The sequence below is a fragment of the Nodularia spumigena CCY9414 genome (assembly GCF_000340565.2).
Classification (GTDB): Bacteria; Cyanobacteriota; Cyanobacteriia; order Cyanobacteriales; family Nostocaceae; genus Nodularia; species Nodularia spumigena.
The window spans coordinates 647,248-670,960 of record NZ_CP007203.1; the positions used below are offsets into that span (position 1 = coordinate 647,248).

At 38.2% G+C, this 23,713-nt stretch carries 30 protein-coding genes and 1 pseudogene; 14 read left to right on the top strand and 17 right to left on the bottom strand.

The window, feature by feature from the left end; all coding sequences use genetic code 11:
• Window positions 1–275: 275 nt before the first annotated feature.
• Both NSP_RS02900 and NSP_RS02905 read left to right on the top strand, forming a co-directional pair.
• Window positions 276–815, top strand: a complete 540-nt coding sequence (locus tag NSP_RS02900) for a Dps family protein (protein ID WP_006197334.1) — start codon at window positions 276–278, stop codon at window positions 813–815.
• Between the two features lie 173 nt (window positions 816–988).
• Entirely contained in the window at window positions 989–1,756 is a 768-nt protein-coding gene (locus tag NSP_RS02905; RefSeq protein ID WP_017803778.1) for a ChaB family protein, read from the top strand.
• A gap of 120 nt (window positions 1,757–1,876) precedes the next feature.
• Here the strand turns inward: NSP_RS02905 and NSP_RS02910 are convergent, their stop codons facing one another.
• A complete protein-coding gene (locus tag NSP_RS02910) occupies window positions 1,877–2,149 on the bottom strand; it encodes a GlsB/YeaQ/YmgE family stress response membrane protein (RefSeq protein ID WP_006197337.1) in 273 nt (90 codons plus the stop codon).
• A 650-nt stretch (window positions 2,150–2,799) separates the two neighbouring features.
• Between NSP_RS02910 and NSP_RS02915 the strand changes: the two genes are divergently transcribed.
• Window positions 2,800–3,129: an STAS domain-containing protein gene (locus tag NSP_RS02915; protein WP_006197338.1), complete on the top strand. Its 330-nt coding sequence runs from the start codon at window positions 2,800–2,802 to the stop codon at window positions 3,127–3,129.
• Here the strand turns inward: NSP_RS02915 and NSP_RS02920 are convergent.
• The 4 genes from NSP_RS02920 to NSP_RS02935 form a co-directional block, all read right to left on the bottom strand.
• A complete protein-coding gene (locus NSP_RS02920; RefSeq protein WP_006197339.1) occupies window positions 3,126–4,262 on the bottom strand; it encodes a PP2C family protein-serine/threonine phosphatase in 1,137 nt (378 codons plus the stop codon). The two genes, NSP_RS02915 and NSP_RS02920, sit on opposite strands and share 4 nt — an antisense overlap.
• A 137-nt stretch (window positions 4,263–4,399) precedes the next feature.
• Complete coding sequence (locus NSP_RS02925; protein WP_006197340.1) at window positions 4,400–5,167, bottom strand: DUF1350 family protein; 768 nt, start codon at window positions 5,165–5,167, stop codon at window positions 4,400–4,402.
• 103 nt (window positions 5,168–5,270) lie between these two features.
• The gene (locus NSP_RS02930) at window positions 5,271–6,002 is read right to left on the bottom strand and encodes a hypothetical protein (protein WP_017803779.1); all 732 of its coding nucleotides are present in this window, start codon (window positions 6,000–6,002) and stop codon (window positions 5,271–5,273) included.
• Window positions 6,003–6,397: 395 nt separating this feature from the next.
• Window positions 6,398–7,171 carry an MlaE family lipid ABC transporter permease subunit gene (locus NSP_RS02935; RefSeq protein WP_006197342.1) on the bottom strand — a complete coding sequence of 258 codons (774 nt, stop codon included), beginning with the start codon at window positions 7,169–7,171 and terminating at the stop codon, window positions 6,398–6,400.
• 828 nt (window positions 7,172–7,999) lie between these two features.
• Here NSP_RS02935 and NSP_RS02940 point away from each other — a divergent pair.
• The gene (locus NSP_RS02940; protein ID WP_006197343.1) at window positions 8,000–9,643 is read left to right on the top strand and encodes a fasciclin domain-containing protein; all 1,644 of its coding nucleotides are present in this window, start codon (window positions 8,000–8,002) and stop codon (window positions 9,641–9,643) included.
• 1 nt (window position 9,644) lies between these two features.
• Here the strand turns inward: NSP_RS02940 and NSP_RS02945 are convergent, their stop codons facing one another.
• On the bottom strand, window positions 9,645–9,860 hold the full coding sequence (locus tag NSP_RS02945; protein ID WP_006197344.1) for a hypothetical protein: 216 nt from the start codon (window positions 9,858–9,860) through the stop codon (window positions 9,645–9,647).
• Window positions 9,861–10,065: 205 nt separating this feature from the next.
• Between NSP_RS02945 and NSP_RS02950 the strand changes: the two genes are divergently transcribed.
• Together NSP_RS02950 and NSP_RS02955 are read left to right on the top strand one after the other, a co-directional pair.
• Window positions 10,066–10,308: a hypothetical protein gene (locus NSP_RS02950; RefSeq protein WP_006197345.1), complete on the top strand. Its 243-nt coding sequence runs from the start codon at window positions 10,066–10,068 to the stop codon at window positions 10,306–10,308.
• Between the two features lie 5 nt (window positions 10,309–10,313).
• Entirely contained in the window at window positions 10,314–10,574 is a 261-nt protein-coding gene (locus tag NSP_RS02955; protein ID WP_006197346.1) for a type II toxin-antitoxin system RelE family toxin, read from the top strand.
• A 96-nt stretch (window positions 10,575–10,670) separates the two neighbouring features.
• On the opposite strand, the gene NSP_RS02960 is transcribed toward NSP_RS02955, so the two are convergent.
• From NSP_RS02960 to NSP_RS03005, 10 genes are all read right to left on the bottom strand, one after another.
• Complete coding sequence (locus NSP_RS02960; protein WP_006197347.1) at window positions 10,671–11,087, bottom strand: PIN domain-containing protein; 417 nt, start codon at window positions 11,085–11,087, stop codon at window positions 10,671–10,673.
• Complete coding sequence (locus NSP_RS02965; RefSeq protein WP_006197348.1) at window positions 11,084–11,350, bottom strand: hypothetical protein; 267 nt, start codon at window positions 11,348–11,350, stop codon at window positions 11,084–11,086. The genes NSP_RS02960 and NSP_RS02965 overlap by 4 nt, the downstream gene beginning before the upstream one ends.
• A gap of 109 nt (window positions 11,351–11,459) precedes the next feature.
• The gene (locus NSP_RS02970; RefSeq protein ID WP_006197349.1) at window positions 11,460–11,987 is read right to left on the bottom strand and encodes a GUN4 domain-containing protein; all 528 of its coding nucleotides are present in this window, start codon (window positions 11,985–11,987) and stop codon (window positions 11,460–11,462) included.
• Between the two features lie 109 nt (window positions 11,988–12,096).
• A complete protein-coding gene (locus NSP_RS02975) occupies window positions 12,097–12,468 on the bottom strand; it encodes a type II toxin-antitoxin system PemK/MazF family toxin (RefSeq protein ID WP_231859526.1) in 372 nt (123 codons plus the stop codon).
• Entirely contained in the window at window positions 12,426–12,647 is a 222-nt protein-coding gene (locus tag NSP_RS02980; RefSeq protein ID WP_017803783.1) for a ribbon-helix-helix domain-containing protein, read from the bottom strand. The genes NSP_RS02975 and NSP_RS02980 overlap by 43 nt, the downstream gene beginning before the upstream one ends.
• A 68-nt stretch (window positions 12,648–12,715) precedes the next feature.
• Window positions 12,716–13,117: a type II toxin-antitoxin system VapC family toxin gene (locus tag NSP_RS02985; RefSeq protein ID WP_006199367.1), complete on the bottom strand. Its 402-nt coding sequence runs from the start codon at window positions 13,115–13,117 to the stop codon at window positions 12,716–12,718.
• Entirely contained in the window at window positions 13,114–13,401 is a 288-nt protein-coding gene (locus NSP_RS02990) for a DUF2281 domain-containing protein (protein WP_006199366.1), read from the bottom strand. The genes NSP_RS02985 and NSP_RS02990 overlap by 4 nt, the downstream gene beginning before the upstream one ends.
• 238 nt (window positions 13,402–13,639) lie before the next feature.
• Complete coding sequence (locus NSP_RS02995; RefSeq protein ID WP_017803784.1) at window positions 13,640–13,858, bottom strand: type II toxin-antitoxin system HicA family toxin; 219 nt, start codon at window positions 13,856–13,858, stop codon at window positions 13,640–13,642.
• Window positions 13,859–14,155, bottom strand: a complete 297-nt coding sequence (locus NSP_RS03000; RefSeq protein ID WP_006194259.1) for a type II toxin-antitoxin system HicB family antitoxin — start codon at window positions 14,153–14,155, stop codon at window positions 13,859–13,861.
• Complete coding sequence (locus tag NSP_RS03005) at window positions 14,121–14,384, bottom strand: type II toxin-antitoxin system ParD family antitoxin (protein ID WP_006194258.1); 264 nt, start codon at window positions 14,382–14,384, stop codon at window positions 14,121–14,123. The genes NSP_RS03000 and NSP_RS03005 overlap by 35 nt, the downstream gene beginning before the upstream one ends.
• A 193-nt stretch (window positions 14,385–14,577) precedes the next feature.
• On the opposite strand from NSP_RS03005, the gene NSP_RS03010 reads away from it, so the two are divergent.
• The 4 genes from NSP_RS03010 (at window position 14,578) to NSP_RS03025 (ending at window position 16,517) form a co-directional block, all read left to right on the top strand.
• Window positions 14,578–14,856, top strand: coding sequence for a type II toxin-antitoxin system RelE/ParE family toxin (locus tag NSP_RS03010; RefSeq protein ID WP_006194257.1), 279 nt, complete (start codon window positions 14,578–14,580; stop codon window positions 14,854–14,856).
• A gap of 10 nt (window positions 14,857–14,866) precedes the next feature.
• Window positions 14,867–15,160 (top strand): HigA family addiction module antitoxin, encoded by a 294-nt coding sequence (locus tag NSP_RS03015; RefSeq protein WP_006194256.1) that lies wholly within the window; start codon window positions 14,867–14,869, stop codon window positions 15,158–15,160.
• 234 nt (window positions 15,161–15,394) lie between these two features.
• Entirely contained in the window at window positions 15,395–15,847 is a 453-nt protein-coding gene (locus NSP_RS03020) for a hypothetical protein (RefSeq protein WP_006194255.1), read from the top strand.
• A gap of 76 nt (window positions 15,848–15,923) precedes the next feature.
• On the top strand, window positions 15,924–16,517 hold the full coding sequence (locus NSP_RS03025) for a hypothetical protein (protein ID WP_006194254.1): 594 nt from the start codon (window positions 15,924–15,926) through the stop codon (window positions 16,515–16,517).
• 138 nt (window positions 16,518–16,655) lie between these two features.
• On the opposite strand, the gene NSP_RS03030 is transcribed toward NSP_RS03025, so the two are convergent.
• Complete coding sequence (locus NSP_RS03030; RefSeq protein WP_017803787.1) at window positions 16,656–18,860, bottom strand: phosphoketolase family protein; 2,205 nt, start codon at window positions 18,858–18,860, stop codon at window positions 16,656–16,658.
• 594 nt (window positions 18,861–19,454) lie between these two features.
• Between NSP_RS03030 and NSP_RS03035 the strand changes: the two genes are divergently transcribed.
• The 4 genes and pseudogenes from NSP_RS03035 to NSP_RS03050 all read left to right on the top strand — a co-directional run bounded on the left by NSP_RS03035 (window position 19,455) and on the right by NSP_RS03050 (window position 23,296).
• Window positions 19,455–19,712, top strand: a complete 258-nt coding sequence (locus NSP_RS03035; RefSeq protein ID WP_006194249.1) for a hypothetical protein — start codon at window positions 19,455–19,457, stop codon at window positions 19,710–19,712.
• A 410-nt stretch (window positions 19,713–20,122) separates the two neighbouring features.
• Window positions 20,123–21,817: a beta-carotene ketolase CrtO gene (gene crtO / locus NSP_RS03040; RefSeq protein WP_006194248.1), complete on the top strand. Its 1,695-nt coding sequence runs from the start codon at window positions 20,123–20,125 to the stop codon at window positions 21,815–21,817.
• A gap of 241 nt (window positions 21,818–22,058) precedes the next feature.
• A pseudogene (locus NSP_RS03045) lies at window positions 22,059–22,406 on the top strand (IS982 family transposase); the annotation flags it as partial.
• 134 nt (window positions 22,407–22,540) lie between these two features.
• On the top strand, window positions 22,541–23,296 hold the full coding sequence (locus NSP_RS03050; RefSeq protein WP_071839268.1) for a hypothetical protein: 756 nt from the start codon (window positions 22,541–22,543) through the stop codon (window positions 23,294–23,296).
• Window positions 23,297–23,713 lie beyond the last annotated feature (417 nt).

Sequence of the window (23,713 nt, forward strand, 5' to 3'; positions counted from 1 at the left end):
TCCAATAAAGCATACTTTGTTATCAGTATTAGGCTGGCTACAATTCTCTCAATTTATACGAGCTAGATTAAGAAACAGCTAGCATCAGGTTAAATTTCCAAATATTTGCAGGTAAATAACTTATAAACTTAATTGGCTTTATCGGTTAGGAGGTAGAGATAAAACTAACCTTAAGTTGTAATTCATTATGCTGAGATGATCTTTCCTATGGTTGATGTTTATGATGCCCAGATTGTGGAGAATTTATACATAGGTTAGCTTAGGGATGGAAAACAATGCGTACAATTAATATTGGTTTGACAGAAGAGCAGCGTCAAGGTGTGATGAATCTGTTGAATCAAGATTTAGCAGATGCCTACGTTTTGCTCGTAAAAACCAAAAAGTACCATTGGGATGTTGTCGGCCCTCAGTTCCGCAGTTTGCATGAACTTTGGGAAGAACAGTATGAAAAACTCACTGAAAGTATTGATGCTTTAGCGGAACGGATTCGCGCTTTGGGCGGTTTCCCACTGGGTACAATGGAGGGCTTTCTCAAGATTGCTACGCTCAAAGAACATAGCGGTGATGTCCCCTTAGCAACAGGAATGGTAGCTCAACTGGGAGAAAATCACGAGCAGGTGATTCGGAATTTGCGGGATCATGTGGATCAGTGCAGTGAGCAGTTTCATGATGAGGGAACTGCTGACTTTTTAACTGGAATCATGGAAGAGCATGAAGAGATGGCCTGGATGTTGCGCTCGTTCATTGAAGGAGAAGCGTTAGAACCTAACGGTGTGCAACCAGCCGGAGAAACTAAAACTCCTGTGGGCGTGTAGAACTGGGTAAATAACCTGTAAATAACCTGTGAAGTCAAGGAGGGTTGGTTCTTTCAAGTTGGTGTCTGAGAATCAATCTTCCTACATCTACCTATGCAATTTATGGTTTCCAGATAACGGATATTTAATTTCACTCAATATCTATTGCAAAAATAAGTTTTAAGGAGTATAAAGTGCCAGAAGTTTATCAAGCAGAACGTACCATATCAGCTGTATTTAAGGAACAAAAGCAGATTGATCAGGTGATTCGACGTTTACTCGATAGGGGTGTGCCTAGAGATCATATTTCGATCATGGGCAAAAATTTCCAGTCAGAAACGCGAATTTCTGGTTTCATTACCAAGAAAGATGTGATTCTGGGAGGCTTGAGAACAGGAGCAATTTTTGGTTCCTTATTTGGTTCGTTTCTCAGCTTGCTGACTGGTGTGGGTGTACTGTTCGTTCCTTTTGTTGGTCCGATTGTGGCAGCAGGCCCGATTGGTGCGTTGTTGCTCGGTGCTGCTAGTGGTGCGATCGCCGGGAGCGCTGGCGCTGGACTCGTATCGGCTTTAACTGCTTGGGGAATGCCTGAAGATAAAGCCGCAGTTTATCAAACACGCTTACAAGCTGGCGAGTTTATGTTAATGGCAGAAGTGCCGAGCGATCGCCTGGGCGAATTTCAATTGCTGATCGAAAGTTCTGGTGGTGAAGAAATTCACACAACTGATAAAACATTGACTCATCCTTGTTCTGGTCCATGTAACAGTCCAGAAGATTTGTCTGTGGAAGTTCGCTCTCATCTTTCTGAAGAAGCTCAACGTACATTCATGGATCGTTATAATGCGGTTTTAAATCAGACAAGTGACGAGTTCACAGCTGAACAAGCAGCTTGGGAAGCTGTTCATCAGCAGTTTGATGAAGACGAAAACGGCGTTTGGTCAAAGGCTAAGGTGAATGTTTAGCTAATTAGTTAAATAAAAAAATCTCTCATATTTGTTCACAACTCCACTTGTAAAAAAGTGGAGTATTTTATGTTTGCTCCTCATAACTTGGCTCTCACGATGATTATCTTGACTTTCGGACTAATGACTGGTACTACCAGTTAGCAAGCCCCATAAAAAGATGGCAATTACTGCACCAATGATCGCGACTATTAGACCAGGAATACTCAGACTTGCCGCAGTCAGTTGTAATCTTCCTGTTTCTAGGAGAGTCACAATAGTTCCCCCAATTAAAGCACCGATAATACCCAAGATCATCGTTGTCAGAATTCCGCCGCCCTGACGACCAGGGTAAATAGCTTTAGCAATAGCTCCGGCAATTAAACCCAGAATTATCCAAGCAAGTAGGTTCATAGTTTAAATTCACAAAAGGTTTATAAATAATTTATTAATTTCTATCTTGTTTTTCTTCTACCAGAAGATATAATCATTAATTATTTGGAATAATCTGCACTAAGAACTATTAAATAAATGAACCTTTTTAATATTTAGCTTCCAGACAAAATAGACTCAGTATATTCAGCAAAAGTTAAGCCTAATTTAGCTAATTTTTATAGTAAAACGTTTATACCAATATTGTTTCTTTGACAAGTTTTTCCAAGCTTTCACTACCTCTGCTCTTTCCTGTTCTCTTTCAGAGAAGACTAACTTGGCGACTAGAAGTCGCAGCTACACAGACGAAACCCGCCTGCGCGGGTTAATATCTCATTAGTCCACGCAGGTGGACTTTGCTTGTGTAGCAGCGTTCGCCCTTGGCGTGGCGTAGCCATATTATATTCGCCCAAAACTTTTCTTTTATTAAATTTGAGATTAGGTAATATTTATAATTTTGGTAAAGTGAAATTTTGGATACTTTTTTATTGATAAACAAGGATTTATGATATGCCACTAATCATTGAATAATTTGTGTGTGATTTTGCCAGGTTTTTCCAAATCATGCCTATTGGTATATAATACTAACAAAATCATTACATTTTTTTTAAAACAATCCGGGCATAAGTATTATGAATCAACAAGTCAAAGTTGTGAAACTCAGTGGAATTGTCAATACTACAAGCACAGAAGAGCTACGCCAACATATTACTCATCTTCTAGAAAGTGATGCAAAAATAGTGTTAGTTGATTGTCAAGATGTTTCTTTTATGGATAGTTCTGCCTTGGGGGCTTTGGTATTAGCGTTCAAAACCTTACGGGCAGCAGAGACTAGGCTAGTTCTCTGTTCTATTAATGAACAAGTCAGAATATTATTGGAATTAACAGGTATGGATAAAGTATTTGAGATATTTGCTAATCAAGATGAGTTTAATCAGGCTTTACTATCTGCAAAGTATTAATCAAAATTAATTTGTAAAATCGATAAATCATCATCAAAAGCCTCTTTGGAGTTCACAGCAATGAGATAATTCAATACCTGTTCGAGTTGGCGGTCAATAGTATGTTGTAAGCTAACAAGTACTTGAATGAAAGCTTCTAAACTCCAAAGTGTGCCATCTGATTTGGTGATTTCGTAAGCACCATCACTAAAAATATAAAGACTACTAGATTTTTCAATCTTACAATAGGCATCAACATATTTTGCGTCGGGAAACATTCCCACTGGCATACCAGGAGTTCTCAATAGTTGAACATCAGTCTTTTTGGGAGATGTTCCTGATACTAATATTGCGGGTGGATGTCCAGCACTGGCATAAATTAATTGTCGGTTAACTCGGTTATAAACTCCATACCAAATAGTAAAATATTTGTCATTTTGGTAGTTCATCTGAAAGGTTTGATTTAAAGCTTTGAGTACAGCGCTAGGCTGATAGTAATTCAAACCTTTTAAGGCGCGGGAACGTAACAGGTTGAGGACGGAAATTGAGGGGAGGGCGGCTTTGAGTCCATGTCCTGCTGTATCTAGTAGGTATATAGCGAGATAGTCAGAATCTAGCCAGTAGTAATCGAAACAATCGCCGCCGAGTTGTCGGGAAGGAATGAATCGAGAATTGATGCAGAAGGGTTCGGTGCTTGGTAAAGGTAGAAGCGATCGCACATATTCTGCGGCTTCTGCTAATTCTGTTTCTAAGAGCAGTTTTTGGGTGTGTAAATCCTGACTTAACTGATGCAAGCGCAATCCGGCTCTGACTCTTGCTTTCAATTCATTTTGCTCAATAGGTTTGGAGATAAAATCATCCGCACCAGCATCCAACCCTTTGACACGATCAGCGATGGAATCTAAAGATGTTAAAAATATAAAGAAAGTAGTGGATAAATTGGGGTCTGTTTTCATGCGCTTACAGACTTCTAATCCATTCAATCCTGGCATAATCCAATCACAAATAACCAAAGCGGGTTGGTAAGCGATCGCCTGAGCAATTCCTTCTTCTCCATTACTCGCCGCAACTACCTTATAGCCCTGTTTTTCTAACATCCGCTTCAAGAGAGTTTGTATAGAAATATCATCATCAATTACCAGGATTTGAAACATAGAAAGCGCTAATTAAAAAATTAATTAAAAATCAAAATATGCGGAATTTTACAGATTAGTATTCTGGATTGATAAATATTTCTCAGCAATTATTAAAAAGCTAATCAACAGCATATTTTGGGAATATTTCTCCCATATTAGGGAGGTGACAACGGATTTAGCCATAAGAGAATGGCGCGTTTTAGCTGGTTCAAATCGCGATAAACTTCTTGTCTAAACCATTGCCCTAAAGCGTCTAAGGGGGTAAAAGATGCTCCTGGTTGCCATTTGATATCTTGACCTAAAGGTGTCGTGTGAGTGCCTGGTAGGGTTTGTGCTGTCACCATCTCCGAAAAGCGTGCTTGTAAGATTTTAGTTAAAGGCGTTGATTGATCAATAGTATCATTGGTAAATTTTATTAATAAATTCCGCCGGATATTGTAACTTTCCTGTATCATCTGGTTGGTTTCTAATGGCGAGGGTGTAAACTCAACCAAGAAAGTAGAATTTAACTGTTCTACTAAGGGGATAGCCTCCTTGGCGGCGTAGTTGTTGAAGGAAATTAAAATATTTCCGGCACGTTCTACAGGTAGAAGACTCCCAATGAGCAAGTGCAGTTTACAACCCATACTATGCCCTAGTCCATAAGTAGGGAGATAAAGCTGGCGTAATGTCCCAGAGTCTTGTAATCGTTCTATGGTGCGTTCAAAGTTCAGCAGCACAGTTTTAGCGATCGCAATATGATCCAATGTATTCAGAAATGGTGTAGCAATTATAACATATCCTTTGTTCGCCAGTTGTTCGAGTAACCAGCGATAAGTCAAATGGGGTGCAGTAGCCACAAATGCACCTCCCAGAAAATGGATGATCCCGATGGGTTTGGGGGGAATCAGTACCCAGTTACCTCTAATTTCTTTCCAGTCCATACCTAGTCTATACCTGTAGGCGATCGCTAAATTCACACCTCTTTATGTTAGACCGTTGATTGCAGTCCTGCTTGACTTCACCGAAAAAGCGATGACATTGGTTTTAGCCTTGGGTTTGCAGCCTTTTCATTTCAATTTGCACATCTAAGGCAATTTGCAATGCTTCATTGAGTAACCTACCATGCTCCGTAGCTTCTTCCGTGACTTGCATTGCAGTTAAAGTCGCTAAATTATTCGCAAATAGCTCTGTATTCTTGAGAATAAAATGCTTATTTTCTCTTAAAATTCTTTCCGTTTTCAAAGCCCGAATTAAATCGTTTCTTGTGAGTTTCAGAGCTTCGATCACTCTTTCTCTTTCTTGAATAACTACTCCTGGATTACCCGCAGCTTCTATTTGATCATTGATATCTATAGCTTTGATCACCGCATTATATCTATCAACATCATTTAAAAGTATTTCTAAAGAATTTGTCATATTTTGATTAATTATTTTGAGTTTTTTCCACCATAATAAATACAAAGTAATCTGTGTGACACCTGCACCCCAAAAACCTAATATTATTAACAATAACCAACTAGGAATCGTCATCCATCTAGCAAACACTTTAATAATTATATCAAAAAGCAAATAACTAAAAACAAATATAGAACAACTCAGAAAAACCACAGTAGCTCCCTCAGACCCCTTAACTTTAGCTACAATCATTTTACCGACTTTTTTCAAAGGATTGGTAATAATAATAAGCTCATCTTTCACAGGTAAATTAGTCAATTTTCGCAACTCTTTCAGACTAATATCTAAGCCATGTAAATCATCACGCACAGCTTTGTCCATCCTCATCAAACTACTTATAAATGTGAATTAAATAACGTGCAAACCTAGTTTTTCACCTCACACCGTTTTTGACCTTCCCAAAGTCTCCCCCTGCTGGGTAAAGATAGGGATGGGGGGTGAGGTTATCTACTTTATTAAATCCGCACTCCTTATTTAGTACAATATAGCAATCAAATTTATTGATTGCGCGTTAAATAGTCATATTTGCCATTTTTGTTTAATTGAACTAATTGCTACAAAATAAAAGATTTTAAGTATAATTTGATATTTTTTTTACAATATAATTAATTATATTTTCAGATGACAGCTTCGTCGTAAATGATTACACATAGCGGATAAAACCCTGGTTAGAACATTTATTATTTAGCACATTCACCCCTAATTTTACACATTAGTTAAACTATAGGCTTCTCGAACATCAACAAAGAGAGAAAAAAGTCCATCATAAAAATTAATACCCAAGTAGTGACAACTGCGGTAGTTGCTGATTCTCCCACTTCTTTTGCGCCCCCTTTGGTAGTGAGTCCCCAACTACAGCCATTGATAGCAACGATAGCTCCAAAAATCAGCCCTTTTACTAAAACCATAAATAAATCTGATAGTTGTAAAAAACTTCTCACAGATTCTAAAAATGCTTCCGGATCAACATTGTAAAATTGTGATGCAGCAAAAACCCCGCCACTGATGCCGACAATTAAAGCAAAAACCATCATAATTGGCATCATCAAAATGCAAGCAATTACCCTAGGAAGCACCAAGTAATCAATAGGATTAGTTTTCAGCATATAAAGTGCATCAATTTGTTCTGTAACTCGCATAGCACCTATTTCTGCTGCAAAAGCAGAACCCACTTGTCCCGCAATAATACTAGCTGTCAAAAGTGGCGCTAATTCTCTGCAAAAAGCCAAAGCAAAAGCACCTCCGACAGCATCTAGCGCCCCAAATCTGACTAATTCTCTAGCAGTTTGAATAGTAAAAATCATCCCCGCAAACCCACTGACAAGGATAACTGGAGACACCGAAGCCGGCCCTGCTGTCACCATATGTTGCAAAATTTTCCGGTAGTAAGTTTTGCCTTGGAGTAAATGCAACAGAACTTGACCAAAGAGTAACACTGCGGCTAAACAGCGTACAATCCATAATTCATCTAATTTTTTTTTGGTTTGCATTACCGCCCTTAAGACTGAATTTTTGGACTTATATAAGGATGTGATCCAAATTGCAAGACATAGCAAACAACCCCTCAGAGTTGAGTAAGTATAAACTGAGCCTCGTCATTAGCTTACCGGAAATTGTGTCTTGTATCAAAATATTTTCCCACTAGAGCAGCCAGAATGTTGTGTACTTGATGACATCACACAATGAAGCCAGTAAAGTTTGACAAATTAAACAAATTGCTATATTAGCCATTATTGTGGTCAAAATATTTTGTTATTTATAGGACTTACGCAAGAACTCTCTCAAACCCTCTTTCCTTTGTGTCCTTCTCCCAAAGGGAGACGCTAGCGCGAACGTGTCCTTCTCCCAAGGGGAGACGCTTCGCGGTAAGCGAAGCTATGCCGAAGGCTTTACGTGGTTCGTTTTTTCCTAATTTTGCATAAGTCCTGTTTAAATTTAAAAAAAACCAGCTTTTAATAGTAAAAAACCAATTATGAATAACCCTAAAAAAAATCTTCTAAATAAAAACACTTGATTAATGGTGGCTAATTTTTAAACATAATACTTTTTGATCATGGTCAACTATCTAAAGGAAGAGAAATAAAATCAGACTTTGACCTTAAGCTAGTTGTGTAATTGAGTGAAATCTGAGAGGATTTAGAGTAACTTTATGGGAAATCATTGATTTTAATCATATTTAGCTCCCATACTGTATGAGTTTAGTGATATTAGCCCTTTTCATTGATGTTGGCAAAATGCCGATTAAATGCCTAATTGTCTATCCTTATCTACTCAGATTTACATAAAATAATTGGCAATTTTTATTGGAGGATATTTTCATGATTAGATTCTGGCGTTGGACATCAGCAAGTACAAGTTTATTAGCATTGGGAGTGACATTTGCCACAATCAATCCCATAATAGTTTCTGGTCAAAGTAGCATTCCTATTAATACCTCGCCTGCTTTAGCGGCTAATTTGTCTGACATTAGTTCAGATTATTGGGCAAGTCCATTTATTAAAGCTTTAGCGACCAGAAATATCATATCTGGTTTTCCTGATGGCACATTTAGGCCGAATCAACCTGTGAGTCGGGCTGAATTTGCAGCCATGATTCAAAGTGCTTTTAATCAACAACCGATGCGACAAATAAGTTCACAAGGTTTTAGAGATGTTCCGGCTGGCTTCTGGGCAAGTTCGGCAATTAAAGAAGCCTACGAAACGGGATTTATGTCAGGTTATCCGGGAAACTTATTTCTCCCAAATCAGCAAATTCGCAAAGTTGAGGCCATAGTTGCTTTAACAACTGGTTTGGGTTTGCAAACCAGCGATAATTCATTAGGTGTAGTGAATACTTACTACACAGATGCTTCAGCAATACCAAGGTATGCATTGGATAATGTCGCAGCAGCCACACAAGCCAATATTGTTGTCAATTATCCCAATGTCAGCCGACTGAACCCGTTAGATCCTTTAACTCGCGCCGAAGCATCGGCTATTTTGTATCAAGCTTTAGTCAGACAGGGACAAATGCCAGCCCTGACTAGCAATGTTGCGGCGAATAATTATATAGTTGGGGCTGCTCAACAGACTTCCACGGCTCAAGATATTGTTTCTATTGCTGCATCGAGTGAATCTTTTAGAAGTTTGACTTCTTTATTGCAGACAGCAGGTTTAGCAGGTATTCTGCAACAACCAGGCCCTTATACAGTGTTTGCGCCCACAGATGCGGCGTTTGCTGCTTTACCGGCGGGGACTTTAGAGGAGTTACAGCAACCGGAAAACAGAGAATTATTGATTAAAATTTTGAGATATCATGTGGTTCCTGGGGAGGTAACTGCTAATCAACTCTCAGATGGAGAATTGAGAACTTTTGAGGATGTACCTGTAAATATTCAGGTAGACAGAGCGACAAATCAAATTGCGGTGAACGATGCGAATGTGATTCAGCCCAACGTACAAGCCAGTAATGGTGTCATCCATGTAATTAATGAAGTCCTGATACCACCTAATCTGGGAGTAACTCAGGAACCACCAGCAGAAACTACTCCTGGTATTGCGGCTGGTACAACTACTCGTGGTGGCTCTAGTTATGTGGGTGTTGCTGGTAATATTGGTATAGCTGGCGATTCTACTCTCAGCGAAAGTAACTATGCACTCATCAGCAAAATTGGGCTGACAAATACTATTTCGGTGCGCCCATCGGTGGTATTTGGGGGTGATACTCTGTTTTTAGTGCCGATAACTTTAGATTTTGCTCCCCGTTCCGCAGATCCTTTGGGTGGAGAGCAGTTATCCATATCTCCTTTTTTAGGTGGTGGTGTAGCTTTTGGAAGTGGGGGCGATTCTGATTTTGGTTTCTTGTTAACTGGTGGTGTGGATTTACCTTTAGCGAACCGCTTTACCGCCACAGGTACTGTGAATGCCACATTTTTGGATAGTACTGATGTTGGTTTATTCCTGGGTATCGGTTATAATTTTTAAATTAGCGGTAAATGAGAATGAAAAATGAATAGCCGCACATTGTAAACACGAAGGCGATCGCCACAGAAAAAATAACAACATCCCGTACAATAAATAAAATCCAGTCTTTTCTGAGTTCTTGTCTAAACTTGAGTTCCCGCAGCTTGAGTTCTAGTTCTGCGTCTGCTTGCGATTGTAAATTGACTGGTGATATAACTGCTTTTTGCTCTGCGTCCATATTTCTTTAAAAGCAACTTTAATTTAATATTTCCGTTTTTGCAACCTCACCCACTATTTACACTTGGTTTATTGGTTTAGTGGGTTATGCGATCGCTAACTCAGCCTAAATACTATAACTTAATCTATTCAAAAACACGATTTTGTGCGATCGCCTAATAGTTATCTGATAAAATATAAAAATAGACATTAGGATAATCAAAGCGATGTCACAAGCAGGACTAAATTTATTCATTCCTATGGAGTTACTCATTAACTCCTTAAGTGCGCTAAATCTATCAGAAAAAAAGCTACTTTGGGAGATTCTTGATCAAGCTATTGCTGAAGCTGAAGAAGAAAGTTGGGAAGAAGATGAAGCAACTGCAAGAGAGATTCAGTTAGTACGTGATGAATACGCCAATGGTGAATATACTACTTTTGAGCAGTATCTAAGCAATCAGCGTAAATAAATACTATGACGTACCAAATTATTATAACTAAATCTATTCAAAAACAATTAGATAATCTTCCTAATAATCTCAAAGAGCGTGTATATGAAAAGATTGGCCAGCTTGCAGACGAACCTCGTCCTAATGGAGTAGTAAAACTGAAAGGTTATGAAAATGAATATCGAATTAGAATTGGAGACTATCGCTTACGTTATGAAATTCAAGATGAAGAATTAATTATTTTACTCATTCAATGTAAGCATCGGCGAGAGGTGTATAAAAAATAGGTTTATATCAATTTACGTGCGGCTTCGCTACCAATTTGGCGACGTGCAACCTCAGCCACTATTTGCCTGTGTAGTCATACCTTTATTTATACTAACTTAATCAGAAAGCATTTTTAAGAACTCTTCTGGTAACACTGCTGGGACTGAAGAAGCTACAAAATCGGATGTATTTCGTGTCACAATTATTTCTAAACTTGCAGCCATTGCTGCTGCACTTGTCACCGCATCTTCAAAATCTTTAATTGGACTATGCAAAGCTTGGTGAATTACTTCATCTGTAACGCTGGCAATTTGAATGTGTTGCAATAAGGTTTCTATTAATTTACGTGCTGCTTCGCTACCGATTTGGCGACGTAAAATATAGAAAATATTAGTAACACCGTGTCCTGAAACAAAGCCTTGCACCTGTTTTGTTATGACTGTATTTAATGCTTGCGCTGAGGCGATAATAAACGGTTGACGCTCTGCTAAAATATCCAGCAAAACATCGCTGTCAAATAATACCCGTTTCAACTATATTTCTCCTCTAGGTAATTAACATAACTTTCTTCTGGATTTTGTGATTCTAAGCGAATTACACCTATTAGGCTTTGTGTCCAGGGGTCAAGCTCAGATAAAGATTCTAAGGTTTGGTGAGGAGAAATAGAAGTATGATTTTCTAATTCTGTTTGTGGGTAACGCTTTTTGAGTAACTGAATAAAATCAAGTAGTAAGCTTTGAGCTTCTTCTGGTAAAGTATCGATATCTCTATACATTTCTTCAATTTTTATTACCATCATTAATTCCTATGTTGATAAATATTAAGTTGGTTGGTGTTGGGTTTCCTTGCGTCAACCCAACCTACTCACTGATTCAGATTTAATAATTTTCTGTCACCTTTAAATGTTACAGTTTACAAGTCTCGACGCGAGAGAATAGGCTTAAACCTTTTGCCGCCTCCTCAAACCAAATCGTCGAAGCCCAATGTTGATAGACTCTAGGTGTTGGGAGGTGACCTTCTGGTGCTTCCATATCATAAGTAAAATTCATAGCTGGGTAAAATCTTTTAGTGTATAACCAACTGCTTGCTGTTTTCCAGACTACCTTATCAGCCCAAGCGTACCAAATTTTTCTATCATAATTTCTAGTTCCCCCTAATCCTTGATAAATCCGTTTTTGTACAGAAAAACCAAACTTACCGTTACTGTATTTTACCCACAACTTGTCAATAGTGCAGAGGTCTCGACAGGGAAAGCTATCAATACTCTTAACATCTAAATCACCTTTTATTTCCCGTTTTGCAACTGCTAACATGACCCTATATGTTTCCTTATCCGCGTATTCCCAGTTTCCAGATTGGAGGTAGTTGTGCAGTGACATATAGTCCATTCCTATATCTGATTTTAATTCTACCTCTTGATTAAAAAAATCCATTTTTCTCTGTGTCCTCCATAGATGTATGCTTAAATATGTACGCAATTGTAACATAACCCAAGCATCAAAAATAATCGAACGCTGACAATTACTGCGTAACATAAGACAATTAATTGTTATTTAAACTTAGATACCGACGCAGAATATTTTGGGTTTTTTCTAATAATTCTGCTTCTAATTCACCTAATTGTTGAGTTAAACGAATTTTGTCAAATGTCATCGGTTCAACGCATATCAAAAGACTCTCTACAGAAAGTCCATTTTGTGATGATGAAGGTACTTCAACTACCGCAGGTGAAATACGAGGATTATTAGGTTTGGCGGAAGTAAAAGGTAAAACTGTGACTTTGCTGCGTTGGTTGTTAAACAAAGTCCCAGAAACTATGAGTGCTGGACGAGTTTTTTGAATTTCTGTACCTACAGAGGGATCAAATGTTACTATCCAGATGCTTCCCATTCGGTAATCGCTATATTTTGCCATTCACTTTCCCAACCTAATTCTAATTCATCAACCAAGGCGCAAGCGGCCGCTAGTGCTTCATCTTGTTGTTTTTCTTGCCATTGTTTCAAGAGATTTTCAATCAATGCACTACGGTTTTCAACTTTTTGGTCAATGTAATTTAGTAGTTCATCTGGCAATGAAATTGAGATTTTAGCCATATCCTACCCAAAGTCATACTATCAGTAGTATATATTATTTTGATATTTTTAGTCTAGTAGTAACTTTTTTAAGATGAAATCCAGTTTTCTAATTTTAGCTCGGAAATTCGGCTATAATGACGAGTGTTATTAGTTACTAAAATATAGTTTCTCGTCAGTGAAACACTAGCAATTAGTAAATCGAAATCTGCTACTGGTTGTCCTGTTTTTCTAAGTTCAGCTTTTAATTCTCCAAACTTTTTTACAGCCTGATTATCTAAAGCTATAACCTCAACATCTCTAATAAAGTTTTCTGCACGAGTTAAATTTTCTACTACTCGTTGAGAATTATAAGCACCAAAATATAATTCCGCAACGGTGATGTTGCAAATACAAATTTGCTCCCATCCTATTTGTTGAATTTTATTTCTGACGGAATTAATGTTTTTAATCCAGTAAATGCAAGTGTCAGTATCTAATAAATAAGTCATAAGCTAATATCGTAGTTAGAAATAGTCCGACTATCATAAATCTCTTTGACTATTTCTTCTGCTGTGCGTTCATCTTCCCAAACACCATGTGTTTCTATAAATGTGTCTAGTGGATGTGGTTTTGGCTTTTGGGTAGATGAGAAAGTTTTCTCATTTTCTATGTGTTGATTTTCTGTTTGTTGGTAACGCTTTTTGAGTAACTGAATAAAATCAAGTAGTAAGCTTTGAGCTTCTTCTGGTAAAGTATCAATATCTCTATATATTTCTTCAATTTTTGTTACCATTATTAACTCCTATATTGAGTAAAATTTTCGGTATTATTTTATTATAACTGAGGCGCACCGGATAATCTGGTAAACATAATGATTGACCTTTGCAACCTAAAGACACAAAGGATGTAGGGTGGGTTAGGCGCAGAGAGAGAATAATCTGTTCAACGTGAAGATTTTTGTTTGCAACCTAACCCACCATTTTAGCTTAGGTTATAGCTTTGGTGGGTTACGCGATTACCCACTAAAGGTATTACTTATTTCCTAAAAATTCATCTACTGTAATTTCTGCTTGTCTAATTAAACTTCTGAGTAACCCTGGTGCTAGTTCTTTATGATTGGGAACTGATAAAATGGGTTTTGATTCGTGCCAAAGTATGATATGACTTCCGGTTTGATGATCTACAGCATAGCCAAATTTTTCAAAAATTTTGACTGTTTGTTTACCGGAAATATTGGATAAACGTCCCATTTATACTAATACTTCTCCTACAAAAGATTGAGACTCTTTAGGTACATACGGTTTACCATGTTTTTCTAATACGTGAAGATAGCCTTTTATTGCATCTTTGATATTTTCAATTGCTTCATCTAAGGTTTTACCTTGACTGACACAACCAGGAAGTTCTGGTACTTCAGCAACGTAACCTAGATATTCTGAATCATAAGTGAAAATTACTTGAAATTTCATAGCGTTTTTTTTGGAGGTCTTTTTTAAATTTAATACATCACTGCTAATTTGCGCTTTGACGTTTGTTAATTCTTTCACTGACTGTTTGACGGATATCTTCCCAATCTTGAGCAGTCATTTCTGTTGCATTTCCAGAGTTTAATCCTTCTAAGAGGATGGTTTGTAGACGTTCATTTGCTTTCTGTTTTTGGTCTTGTCGCACTAATTCCCGAAAATATTCACTGACGCTGCTGTAAGCACCTTGAGCTACCTGTTCTTCTATATAAGTTCGCATAGTATCAGGTAAGGAAATATTCATACTTTTCATAATGGTTAGTTTGGTGAATCTGCTTTTCTATATTATGGCAGTTTTTGTCATTTTCTGCCATGATAACGGTGATGATTATTTGTAAAATATTGTAAATCCTAATCAATAAGTTTTCAAAATTACCAAATTTAGCGTATATTGCGGATTGACAGGTGTAACCCTATGGGTTACAATAATAATTGTTATTGTAATTATGATCAGAAATTTCAAGCATAAGGGGTTAAGAAAGCTGTTTGAAGATGATAATAGAAGTGGGGTTAATCCAAATCATGCTGAAAAACTGTTAGATTTATTAGATAGACTAGATGCTGCATCTGTAGCTGAGGATATGAATTTTCCTGGCTCTAAGTTTCATCAATTAATAAGGAATAGGAAAGGTGAATATTCAGTTACAGTTTCTGGTAATTGGCGTTTAACTTTTGTTTTTGAAGATGGGGATGCTTACGACGTAAATTACGAGGATTATCATTAGGATTATGAACATGAATACTAACAGAAAACCTAGACATCCTGGTGCTTTGATTAAACGTCAATATTTAGAACCTTTAAATATAACGGTGACAGAACTTGCTAATATTTTGGGTGTGTCTCGAAAAACGGTTTCGGAAATTGTGAATGAACGTGCAAGTGTAACACCTAATATTGCTTTGCGGTTAGCAAATGCTTTTCAAACTACGCCGGAACTTTGGTTAAATCTTCAGCAGAAATTTGATCTTTGGTGTGCAAAAAATGAGTCTGAAGAATGGAAAAATATCTCACCTATTGAAATTAGTTAAAATAGTTCGACGGACTGTTTTGCAACTTCAGCCACTATTTACACTTAGGTTATTGCTTTGGTGGGTTAGGCGATCGCTAACCCACCCTACATATTACACCCTGAGAGATGAAATCGATAGAGTCAAAACAATTAAATGAAGTGAAAGCATAGAGTATTCCTATGTATAAAATTTGCATAGGCAAAGCATGGGATTATATAATCATTAAGAGAGTTGTACTTGCAAATGTAATTAATGAAAATTAAATTAATAAATTTAGTAGTTGTCAGTGGAATTAGTATCAGCAGTTTAATTATATGTAGTGGTATCCCTCGAATTGCTAGTAAAGCAATTGCACAAATAACCAAAATAGATACAAATTCACAACATTGTGTAAGGCAAGAGTTACCAAAACTTAAACAAGGTATGCCTTATTCAAAAGCTAGGGAGATGTTATTAGAAGCAGGTTGGCAAGCAATATTTAATCAAGATAATTTTAGGAATCCTGAAAGAAGAAGTTTTTTAAAATATTTTATTAACAAAGGTTATGACGAAATAGCAGATTGTTCTGGTTCTGGTTTAGGTCTTTGCTATTTTCAGTTTGAAAGTGCCTACGGAGAAATTTTATCCGTCGTTACATCCAATAATTTTGAAAACCAAGAAAATCTTTTTCGCTGGTATATTGAAGAAAAAGAACCCAAGGAATAAATAGTATTTTTCTCAATTCATTTTCAATTACAACCAAAAATAATTTTATATCTTCTCATGTCCTACATAAAAACCCATGTCTAATAAAAAGAATAACCAAAAAAAAATAATTCTTTCTACTGTTTTTCTATCTTGTTTAATCACTAAGTTTATTAATTTTCCTGTAAAAGCTGAAATCTCTGATTTTGTTAATTGCGGTATTGAAGCAGAATATCCTTCTCAACTTAGTAGAAGCATTGAATTACAACAGTTTGGTATTCGTTTAAAAATTCCTGCTAATTATAGAGTAATAGCAAAAACAGATGGCTCTGTGAGTATTGTTGATAATGGAACTTTTAAAGGACTGGAATGTTTCGCCAAAAATCCTCATGCTGTGGGTGGTTCAGGATATGACTCTATATTAATTTATAAATCTTCTGAAACTTTTATTTATAGTAATGTTTACAATAAATTTCCTGGAAAAGACAACGTTTTTATAGTTTGGAAAACAACGCCTTTAGATTATGAGTATGATACCTATGAACATGAAATCAAGCTCAGGCTTAAAACACCAAAAGGATTGATAGAAATAGAAAGTCTTTCAGATGTAAGATTTATAGGTAAATTGTCAGAATCTGATGATTTTCTACAAATATTGTTAGATGTAGTGAGAGATATTGAAATTATTTAAATTTAATATCTATATTGATCATTTCATACAATTAGGATGTAGCTAGTAGGGTGCGTTAGGATGAAATCCGTAACGCACCATTATTATTGTTGAGGTGCGTTACGCTGTCGCTAACACACCCTACATGGAAATATTATGTTAATGCACTAATTCAATAGCCCGCTTAGTCAACGCCTCAGCAGTCAAGCCATTAAACGCCATCAACTCACCAGCACTGGCGGTAGTTTCCCCACGCTTCCAGGCGAAAGTATCACGCTTGCAATTACTGCGTAACATAATTGGTTCCAGCATCGCCGCAGCACCACCAGTTACACCAATTAAGGCACTTCCATCAAACAATTCGGCAAATTTGGCATCATCCATAAAATTGCCATCGGCTTCTGAACAAGTTTCCCAAGCTGTATCATTAGGACGATACAAACGGCGAGGATTGATAATAGAAATTATCTTCACTCCAATACCTTCTGTTTCTAAGAAAGCCGCCGCTTCAAACACAGGAATTAATGTCATATCGCCAATGACTGCAAACACAACTTGTTTATCTCCTGCCACTTCTTGTAATAAGATTGCACCATCTTCTAACCCTTGCCGAGTTTGTTCTAAAGTAGTGCGAATTGGTAACGGTGACTTACTGGCTGTAATCACAATTCCCTTATTCTTGGTTTGCAAAGCCCAGTCATAACAGCCTTGGATACTGTTAGCATCAGGGGGAAATAATGGGAAGACATTTCCATTCCGCATCAGTGACGCAAAGTAAGCTTCAATTTCGGGGCGTTGGTGTGTCCAACCGTTGCGCCCTTGCTCTAATGCTCCGGCTGTAAATAATGTTATGCTAGACGGTGTTTGACGGCGCAATTCTGCCATTGCTTGGATGACTGTTTGCCAAATTGGTACACCGTTGATGGCAAAAGATTCATAAGAACACCATAATGTTCTCGCACCCATTAACGCTAAACCAGCCGCTAAACCTGCACAAGCATCTTCACTCAATGGTTCATAAACTTGTCCGTTTGGTGCTTGATGATAGGTGTCATCGGTAGTGGGGTGAATGATTTTTAATGTCTCATTAATGTTACCAATTCCTGATGCGGCGTTTCCGTCGGCGTTGGTGACTAAGAAGTTACTATCTTTTTTACCCACATATCCCACTAATTTACCCATTGCGGTTGTGGCAACTTTGGGATCTCCACCTACTGTATATTCTTCTAAGGGTAATTGTCCTAAATCTGCTAATGGTAATTCAAATTCTGTGACTACTGTTTTGGCTGCGGGACCTCCTCCGGCGCGTTCTGCATTTGTGCGGACTAATTCCCAAGCTTCTACTGATAAAGCACGGGTTTTTAATGCACTGATAATGTGCGGCGCATCTAGGGTATCTTTCGGATAAAGGTTGTGAGATTTGGAACCCAGGGCGTGAACTCCTGCGCCTTTGAGTTGTTTAATAATGAATACCGTTAACTGTCCATTTAAGGCAGAATGGGCGGCTTTATCTATTCCTAAAAGTACGGCTTTGGTGAAGGCTAGGCGCTGCTCGAAGGAAAAGACGGTACTATCTACATAATCCCCTGGTTGGTTTTGGTCGTCAAAGTCTTTCGCATCGACTAATACAACCTCCGCAAAACCGTTTCCTTGCCAGTAGGCTTTCATTTCGGCGTTGGTTTTCAGGGAAACCATACTATGATGTTCTTGGCTGTAACCATTCCACACCATGACAGGTAAGAAGTTGGTGACGCTGGGATAAGCTGTGTTAAAGTGGGCGATCGCACTGACAATATAAGGCTCACCCAATCCACCATCACCCACAGTAAAGGGGAATAATTTATCTTGATGCAGCAAGGCGGCGGACATAGCAAAGTGTTGTCCTTGTCCTAGAGGTCCAGCCGGTGCGAGAATACCAGGGATAAAACCGGAAAGGTGTCCTAAGAGTCCGTGCTTTTCTCGGAAGCGATCGCGCAATTGCTGTACTGTAGAGATGCCCATGTCTTCTAAGGAACGATCCAAAAACATGGCACTATAGAATCCAGGGGCGTGGTGTCCCACTTCGGTGATAATATTCTTATGACCCAGCATCACCAGGGCTGCATAAGCTTCTGCTTGACTGGCAAAACCGCCTGGGTGTCCAGATGCCTTACTGGCTGTAACTTGCAGCGTCAGGTAGCGCAGAGCATCAGCAGCAAGTAAAGTTTGATAGACGGCTGCGGGATCTGTAGGATCTGCGATCGCCTTCTTGCCAGACTCTATAGCTGGCATTATACCATATTTTTCAAAATTTGGGAACGCCTCACCAAAATATTGAATTCCTGTACAAAAATTAGGAAGCGCGGAAGATGCTTTTGATGTCATGCTGAGAACCTTATAAAAAGAGGACAAATTCTAGATGCTTGATGAATTTAACAAAAATTTTACATCTTTGAGGTAATCAGAACTTATTGCATTTTCAGCAGGTTAGGATAAGGACTTTAAATAGTTGTCTAACAAACACCGAATTCTTTTAAGTAGTATTACTGTTCTAAAAACAAAAAAGGTTATACCTACATCCCAGCAGTTTCATCTCAAACTCTTACTCTTTGCGTCTGGAGCGCCTCTGCGTGAATAAATTCATATCTTCATTCAACAAAACTAAAATTAAAATTAACTATATAACTCTGCATTAATTACTCAACCCACAAAACGAGAAAATTATCATGGGAGTCATTGGCAGAAAAAAACTTTTTCCCCTCTTCTGATATACTCATATTTACATATATCTTACTGTAGATACGTTCCTGAGTCTCCAAAGTTTAAAGTAACCAGTATAGAGAACTTAGGATCGCCAAACTTGATGACAGACAAACAACGCTTAGAAGAACAGTTTGTATCACATGAAGCAGAAAGAAGAGTATCAGAGAAACTAGATGCATCTGAACAAATTGATATAAATGTAAAATAGGTGCTAAATTGACTTTTCGCCCCCGGACTAATTCCCATCCCATCTTATTAGAAAGTGTCACTTGTACTGAAGGAGAAGGAATTTCTGTAGAACTAATTTTAGCATTCATGCAGAAAGTAAAAGAACTAGCAAATCTACCTTTCTTAAAGTGGGAAGATATAGCATTTCGGATTATAGATATGCAAGTTATACAAGATAGTATAATCCTCTTGATTGAAGCCAATGTAAAGCAAATATCAGCATCACAAATTGAATTCGTTAATTAGTATAACTAAAATAGAATGAGACACAAATTGATCTGTGTACTCTGGAGTCATAAAGGGCGGGTTCATTGAGACATCCTTAATTGTTGCTCATATCTGTTAACCCGCCCATACACCCTATCTACATCTGTGTTTATCTGTGGTTAATTAATTCTTAAGTTTACCTCAAACAGCTTGACAAAAACTCATAAAATTGGTAGAAACTGAAATTATATTAACTGAGATAAAACTTGCTAAATAACTTCTTACTAAGCAGATCCAGCCATTTTATAGAATTAAACTTCTCAGTACAAAGTTGAATTTTGATGCCGTTTTACGTGTAGTCAATGCTAATTAAATTTTCAGAAGTATCAAAATTTTTAGGAAATCACAATTTATAATAATAGTTATTACTACATTCCCCAACTACAAATATGCAAGAGTATGATGTTGTCATTATTGGCGCAGGACATAACGGGCTAGTTTGTGCAGGTTATTTGCTGAAAGCTGGCTATAGCGTCCTGCTACTAGAAAAACGTTCAGTTCCCGGGGGTGCAGCCACAACAGAAGAATGCTTACCTAAAGAAGCCCCAGGATTTAAATTTAACTTGTGTGCAATTGACCACGAATTTATTCATTTAGGACCAGTTGTGGAAGAGTTAGAATTAGAAAAATATGGTTTAGAATATTTAGATTGTGACCCAGTTGTTTTTTGTCCCCATCCTGATGGAAAATATTTTTTAGCTCACAAATCAGTGGAAAAAACTTGTGCAGAAATTGCCCGTTACAATGAACGCGATGCTAAAAAATATGCCGAATTTATAGATTACTGGCAAAGGGCAATTAGTGCAATGGTTCCCATGTTTAACGCCCCACCAAAATCATTTATAGATATTTTTGGGAACTACAATGTCCAAAAATTCAAAGATTTATTTTCGGTAGTCGGTTCCCCAGCCAAAAGCTTGGATTTTATTCGCACTATGCTAAACAGTGCTGAAGATATTCTGGACGAATGGTTTGATGAGGAATTCTTAAAAGCCCCACTTTCTCGACTAGCTTCAGAACTCGGTGCGCCACCTTCACAAAAAAACCTAGCTATTGGTGTGATGATGATGGCTATGCGTCATAACCCCGGTATGACTAGACCTCGTGGGGGAACTGGGGCGTTAGTCCAAGCATTAGTTAAATTAGTTACTAGTAAAGGTGGGACAATTTTAACAGACCAACAGGTAGAAAAAGTATTAATTGATAACGGTAAAGCTGTTGGTGTCAGGGTTGCAGGTGGTGAAGAATATCGTGCCAAATATGGGGTTATTTCCAATATTGATGCTAAACGTCTATTTTTACAACTAATAGATACCAGTGAAGTAGATGATGCTGACCCTGATTTACGACAAAGGTTAGAACGCCGCATCATTAATAATAACGAAACAATCCTAAAAATAGATTTGGCTTTAGACGAACCTCTGCATTTTCCTCACCATGACCACAAAGATGAGTATCTCATTGGATCTATTTTAATTGCAGATTCAATGGCTCACGTTGAACAGGCTCATAGTAAATGTACCATAGGAGAGATTCCCGATGCTAACCCTTCCATCTATGCGGTGATGCCTAGCGCCCTTGACCCCACATTAGCACCACCAGGTAAACATACTTTATGGATTGAATTTTTTGCACCTTATCAAATAGCCGGTGCTGAAGGTACTGGTTTAAAAGGTACTGGTTGGACAGATGAATTGAAGAATCAAGTTGCAGATAGAGTAATTGATAAGTTAGCTAATTATGCCCCAAATGTCAAAGCAGCAACTATCGCTCGTCGTGTGGAAAGTCCAGCCGAATTAGGTGAAAGGTTAGGTTCTTACAAAGGGAATTACTATCATATTGATATGACTTTAGATCAAATGGTGTTTTTCCGTCCTTTGCCAGAATTAGCTAATTATAAAACACCTATTGGAAATCTCTTTTTAACTGGTGCGGGAACTCATCCAGGTGGGTCAATTTCGGGAATGCCGGGACGTAATTGTGCGCGGGTATTTTTGCAAGCAAAACATCCTTTGGCTCAAACTTTAAGGGATGCTAGGGACTCATTTAAATCCAGTGTTGGTTCTGTATTTGGAATTAGTTAATAAAGTCTCCCCTCTCCTTACTTTCGCGTAGCGTCTCCCTTTGGGAGAAGGAGAGGGGTTGGGGGTGAGGTTCTGCATTTTACAGCACATTTCATTTGGGTAAAGTACACAAGGGCGGGCAAGATGCCCACCCCACAAGATTTATGATATTAAACGCCTTATGTGAGATGTGGTAGCAAAAAAGAAGGGGAAACCCCAAGATAAAGGTAACGACACCAAAGCTTGAGGTCTCCTAATGAATATGGTAGACGGTTCGACCCTATTGACGACAATTTTTGTGCTAATAGATGACTGGTATCAACAAAAAGGCTATCGTTACGTACCGTTATTGCCAGGGCCATCACCAAAATTTACGGATAGTGAGATGTTAACACTGTTGGTAGCAATGGATTTTTTCCCATACCCAGGAGAACAGCAGTTTTTAGGGTTCGTGAGGGCAAATTATTTGAGTTTGTTTCCAAAACTGTTAGACCAAAGCCAGTTCAACCGCAGAGCCAGACGATTGGAGGGAATGCTGGAAGAATTAAGACGTTTTTGGCTTCGAGACTTGGGGGCAATCTTTGAACGCACCTTGCTGTTAGATACCAAAGTGGAACAAGAATTGATGGAATCTGACCGGATTCTTGGTAGTGAGGAGGATGTGGCTAGTACCGCAAGGCGGAAGTCAAAAGTCAAAAGTCAAAAGTCAAAAAGCTTATAAAATGGGCTTTTCAGGGATTTTGAATGGTCTGTTTATTTACGCCGTCTTGTACTAGGTTTGTTCAGAATGCTTGTGAACGGTTGTCTTGTGGGTTGATTCAGAAAAAACAAGGATGGTTATTACCGACAATTCCCAGTTTTTTACAACCAGTATTAGGGAATGAAAAACGTGTAATTACTTTTACGACACCTGCACCGGAAGGAGTGGAATATGTAGGGCGGAATCATCTGTTGGTGGAGGGTTTGGCGCGTCACATTATCGAAGAGGCTTTGGTGAATACTCAAGATCCTGTAGCGGCTAGGTGTGGATTTACAACTACTGATACTGTAACTAAACGTACAACTTTATTATTGTTAAGGTTGCGGCATTTGTTGATACAAAGGGTTAGTAGTCAAGCTCTATCTCCAGGTGGGGAGGGGTTGAAGCGAAACCATGAACTGTTAGGGGAAGAATGTGCGGTAGTTGGGTTTACAGGGCCGCCATCCAATCCGATTTGGTTAGCACCGGAAGAGGCGAAAGCTTTGTTAGAGCAAGCTAACCCGGTGGATGATGCTTCTTTGGGGATGAAAAAACAAGAGGTGGAAGAGTTGTTAAATCGTCTGGATGAGTTGACAGCAGATTTGGAACGGTTTGCGCTAGAGCGATCGCTCTCCTTATCCCAATCCCATCAGCGTGTACGGGCAATTACGCAGGAGGGTAAGATTCAGGTAATACCACAATTACCAATGGATTTATTGGGTGTGTATATCTTGCAACCAGGAAAAAGAAAGAATAGCTAACCAAGACCTCTGACTTTTCAAAAAAGTTAGGGATTTGAAAGGGATTTGGGAGGTATTTAAAAGGTCTTTGGAATGGATTTTGAAGGGATCAGGACTTACGCAAAATTATGGAAAAACGAACCACGTAAAGCCTTCGGCATAGCTTCGCTTACCGCGAAGCGTCTCCCCTTGGGAGAAGGACACGAAGGACACGTTGGCGCTAGCCTCTCCCTTTGGGAGAAGTTAAGAAGGTTTCAGAGAGTTCTTGCGTAAGTCCTAGGGATAAAAAATGGATTTGAAAATGATTTAACAGGTATTTGACAGGTAATTGAAAGCGATTTGACAGGTAATTAAAAGCGATTAAAAAATGATTAAAAAGCGATTTTAAATGAATTTAAGAATGATTAAAAAGGGATTAAAAAGCGATTTTAAATGGAT

Excerpts from the sequence above, each read along its gene's own strand:
- NSP_RS02900 (WP_006197334.1), top strand. The coding sequence starts at position 276 with ATGCGTACAATTAATATTGGTTTGACAGAAGAGCAGCGTCAAGGTGTG.
- NSP_RS02910 (WP_006197337.1), bottom strand. The coding sequence starts at position 2,149 with ATGAACCTACTTGCTTGGATAATTCTGGGTTTAATTGCCGGAGCTATT.
- NSP_RS02915 (WP_006197338.1), top strand. The coding sequence starts at position 2,800 with ATGAATCAACAAGTCAAAGTTGTGAAACTCAGTGGAATTGTCAATACT.
- NSP_RS02920 (WP_006197339.1), bottom strand. The coding sequence starts at position 4,262 with ATGTTTCAAATCCTGGTAATTGATGATGATATTTCTATACAAACTCTC.
- NSP_RS02925 (WP_006197340.1), bottom strand. The coding sequence starts at position 5,167 with ATGGACTGGAAAGAAATTAGAGGTAACTGGGTACTGATTCCCCCCAAA.
- NSP_RS02930 (WP_017803779.1), bottom strand. The coding sequence starts at position 6,002 with ATGGACAAAGCTGTGCGTGATGATTTACATGGCTTAGATATTAGTCTG.
- NSP_RS02935 (WP_006197342.1), bottom strand. The coding sequence starts at position 7,171 with ATGCAAACCAAAAAAAAATTAGATGAATTATGGATTGTACGCTGTTTA.
- NSP_RS02940 (WP_006197343.1), top strand. The coding sequence starts at position 8,000 with ATGATTAGATTCTGGCGTTGGACATCAGCAAGTACAAGTTTATTAGCA.
- NSP_RS02945 (WP_006197344.1), bottom strand. The coding sequence starts at position 9,860 with ATGGACGCAGAGCAAAAAGCAGTTATATCACCAGTCAATTTACAATCG.
- NSP_RS02950 (WP_006197345.1), top strand. The coding sequence starts at position 10,066 with ATGTCACAAGCAGGACTAAATTTATTCATTCCTATGGAGTTACTCATT.
- NSP_RS02955 (WP_006197346.1), top strand. The coding sequence starts at position 10,314 with ATGACGTACCAAATTATTATAACTAAATCTATTCAAAAACAATTAGAT.
- NSP_RS02965 (WP_006197348.1), bottom strand. The coding sequence starts at position 11,350 with ATGGTAATAAAAATTGAAGAAATGTATAGAGATATCGATACTTTACCA.
- NSP_RS02970 (WP_006197349.1), bottom strand. The coding sequence starts at position 11,987 with ATGGATTTTTTTAATCAAGAGGTAGAATTAAAATCAGATATAGGAATG.
- NSP_RS02975 (WP_231859526.1), bottom strand. The coding sequence starts at position 12,468 with ATGGCAAAATATAGCGATTACCGAATGGGAAGCATCTGGATAGTAACA.
- NSP_RS02980 (WP_017803783.1), bottom strand. The coding sequence starts at position 12,647 with ATGGCTAAAATCTCAATTTCATTGCCAGATGAACTACTAAATTACATT.
- NSP_RS02985 (WP_006199367.1), bottom strand. The coding sequence starts at position 13,117 with ATGACTTATTTATTAGATACTGACACTTGCATTTACTGGATTAAAAAC.
- NSP_RS02990 (WP_006199366.1), bottom strand. The coding sequence starts at position 13,401 with ATGGTAACAAAAATTGAAGAAATATATAGAGATATTGATACTTTACCA.
- NSP_RS02995 (WP_017803784.1), bottom strand. The coding sequence starts at position 13,858 with ATGGGACGTTTATCCAATATTTCCGGTAAACAAACAGTCAAAATTTTT.
- NSP_RS03005 (WP_006194258.1), bottom strand. The coding sequence starts at position 14,384 with ATGAAAAGTATGAATATTTCCTTACCTGATACTATGCGAACTTATATA.
- NSP_RS03010 (WP_006194257.1), top strand. The coding sequence starts at position 14,578 with ATGATCAGAAATTTCAAGCATAAGGGGTTAAGAAAGCTGTTTGAAGAT.
- NSP_RS03015 (WP_006194256.1), top strand. The coding sequence starts at position 14,867 with ATGAATACTAACAGAAAACCTAGACATCCTGGTGCTTTGATTAAACGT.
- NSP_RS03020 (WP_006194255.1), top strand. The coding sequence starts at position 15,395 with ATGAAAATTAAATTAATAAATTTAGTAGTTGTCAGTGGAATTAGTATC.
- NSP_RS03025 (WP_006194254.1), top strand. The coding sequence starts at position 15,924 with ATGTCTAATAAAAAGAATAACCAAAAAAAAATAATTCTTTCTACTGTT.
- NSP_RS03030 (WP_017803787.1), bottom strand. The coding sequence starts at position 18,860 with ATGACATCAAAAGCATCTTCCGCGCTTCCTAATTTTTGTACAGGAATT.
- crtO (WP_006194248.1), top strand. The coding sequence starts at position 20,123 with ATGCAAGAGTATGATGTTGTCATTATTGGCGCAGGACATAACGGGCTA.
- NSP_RS03050 (WP_071839268.1), top strand. The coding sequence starts at position 22,541 with ATGGTCTGTTTATTTACGCCGTCTTGTACTAGGTTTGTTCAGAATGCT.